Origin of the sequence: Pseudomonas sp. GXM4 (genome assembly GCF_008923895.1) — a bacterium.
GTDB lineage: Bacteria > Pseudomonadota > Gammaproteobacteria > Pseudomonadales > Pseudomonadaceae > Aquipseudomonas > Aquipseudomonas atacamensis.
Genome location: NZ_WBRZ01000458.1, coordinates 1 through 2,139 on the forward strand (window position 1 = coordinate 1; position 2,139 = coordinate 2,139).

General features: G+C 63.2%; 2 protein-coding genes. Both read right to left on the reverse strand.

From position 1 onward, the window contains the following. Nucleotides 1-35: 35 nt before the first annotated feature. Nucleotides 36-839 (reverse strand): N-formylglutamate deformylase, encoded by an 804-nt coding sequence (gene hutG / locus F8N49_RS27375; RefSeq protein ID WP_151553281.1) that lies wholly within the window; start codon nucleotides 837-839, stop codon nucleotides 36-38. A gap of 10 nt (nucleotides 840-849) precedes the next feature. Then, complete coding sequence (gene hutI, locus F8N49_RS27380) at nucleotides 850-2,055, reverse strand: imidazolonepropionase (protein ID WP_151553282.1); 1,206 nt, start codon at nucleotides 2,053-2,055, stop codon at nucleotides 850-852. Between the last annotated feature and the right edge of the window lie 84 nt (nucleotides 2,056-2,139).

Below are 2,139 nucleotides of genomic sequence, written 5' to 3' on the forward strand. Positions count from 1 at the left end.
AGATTGCAGCCTTCGGCAGCTCCTGCAGGGGTGCTTCAGGCGTTATGGTGTTTTTCACCCCAAGCGAGCAGTCCCTGCAGCAATTCCCTGAGCACCACCCGCGTCGGTTCGGCCAGATCGGCGCGGTAGCGGAACGGTTCGAACTCTTGCATGTAGGTGGACTGGCACAGTTCCAGCTGCACGGCGTGGATGTTCTGCGCCGGATCGCCGTACTGGCGGGTGATGTGGCCGCCTTTGAAGCGACCGTTGAGCACATGAGTAAACTGCTCGTGCCGCGCGCAGATCACTTCCAGTTCAGCAGCCAGTTGCGGATCACAACTGGCGCCATTGAAGGTGCCGAGGTTGAAGTCTGGCAATTTGCCGTCGAACAGGTGCGGGATGATCGAGCGGATCGAGTGCGCATCGAACAACAGCGCGTAGCCGAATTCGGCTTTCAATCGCGCCAGTTCCTCCTGCAAGGTGCGGTGATACGGCGTCCAGATCTGCTCCAGGTAAGTCGCGCGCTCCTCTTTCGACGGCTCCAGACCTTGCTGAAACAACGGAATACCGTCGAACAACGTCGCCGGATACAACCCGGTGGTCGCCCCGACATACAACGGCTTGTCGTCGGACGGCCGGTTGAGGTCGATGACGAAGCGCGAATACTCAGCCGCCAGGGTGCTGGCGCCCAGTTCCTCGGCAAAATCGTAGAGCTGCGGGATATGCCAGTCGGTGTCCGGCAGGCTTCTCGCAGCGGGGATCAGCCCGGCCTCGACCGTTGGGGTCAGACGCACGCCGGCGTGGGGCATGCTGATCAGCAGCGGCACGTGACCTTGTTTGAAACTCAGAACCTTGTCCACAACCGCCCTCCTAGAAATTCGATTCGACGCCGTGACGCACGACGCGCTTGTCCAGATCGCCACCGAGCCAATAGGCCAGATCCGCCGGACGCTCGATGTCCCACGCCACGAAATCGGCGACCTTGCCAACCTCCAGCGAGCCATGGGTAAGCGCCATGCCCAGCGCCTGCGCGGCATGGATGGTCGCCCCGGCCAGAGCTTCTTCCGGGGTCATGCGGAAACAGGTGCAGGCCATGTTCAGCATCAGGCGCAACGACAGCGCTGGCGAGGTGCCGGGATTGAGGTCGCTGGCGATGGCGATTTTCACCTTGTGCTTGCGCAGCGCTTCCATCGGCGGCAACTGGGTTTCGCGCAAGAAGTAGAACGCGCCTGGCAGCAGTACGGCGACGGTGTCGGCGGCGGCCATGGCGATGGCATCGTCCTCGTCCATGAACTCCAGATGATCGGCGGACAAGGCTTTGTAGCGCGCGGCGAGGCTGGAGCCGTGCAGCGAGGACAACTGCTCGGCGTGCAGCTTTACCGGCAGTCCGAGTTGTTGCGCGGCGACGAACACCCGCTCGACCTGCTCCGGCGAAAACGCCAGATATTCGCAGAACGCATCCACGGCATCGACCAGACCTTCGGCGGCAAGGGCCGGGAGCATCTGCTCGCAGACCAGATCGATGTAATCGTCGGCGCGATCCTTGTACTCCGGCGGCAAGGCGTGCGCCGCCAGGCAAGTGCTGCGGACGCTGATCGGCAGCTCTTCGGCCAGGCGCCGGATGACCCGCAGCAGCTTGCGCTCGTTGGCCAGATCGAGACCGTAGCCGGATTTCATTTCCACCGTGGTCACGCCGTCGCGCATCAGGCTTTTCAGGCGTTTGGCGGCGCTGGCGAACAGCTCGTCCTCAGTGGCTTCGCGAGTGGCGCGCACGGTGCTGGCGATGCCGCCGCCCTGCGCGGCGATCTCGGCATAGCTGACGCCTTGCAGGCGCTGCTCGAATTCGCCGCTGCGGTTGCCGCCGAACACGGTGTGGGTGTGGCAGTCGATCAGACCGGGGGTGACCCACGCACCCTGCAAATCATTGACCGCCGGGTATTCGCCGGACGGCAATTGAGTGCGCGGGCCGATCCACTCGATCAGCGTGCCGGATGTCACGATCGCGGCATCCTCGATGATCGAATAGGCGCCGTTGGCCATGGTTGCGACGTGGCAGTGTTGCCAGAGGGTTTTCATCCCGGTTCCTCTTATAGTGATCGTTCCCACGCTCTGCGTGGGAATGCAGCCCGTGACGCTCCGCGTCACTGGACGCGGAGCGTC

Excerpts from the sequence above, each read along its gene's own strand:
- hutI (WP_151553282.1), bottom strand. The coding sequence starts at position 2,055 with ATGAAAACCCTCTGGCAACACTGCCACGTCGCAACCATGGCCAACGGC.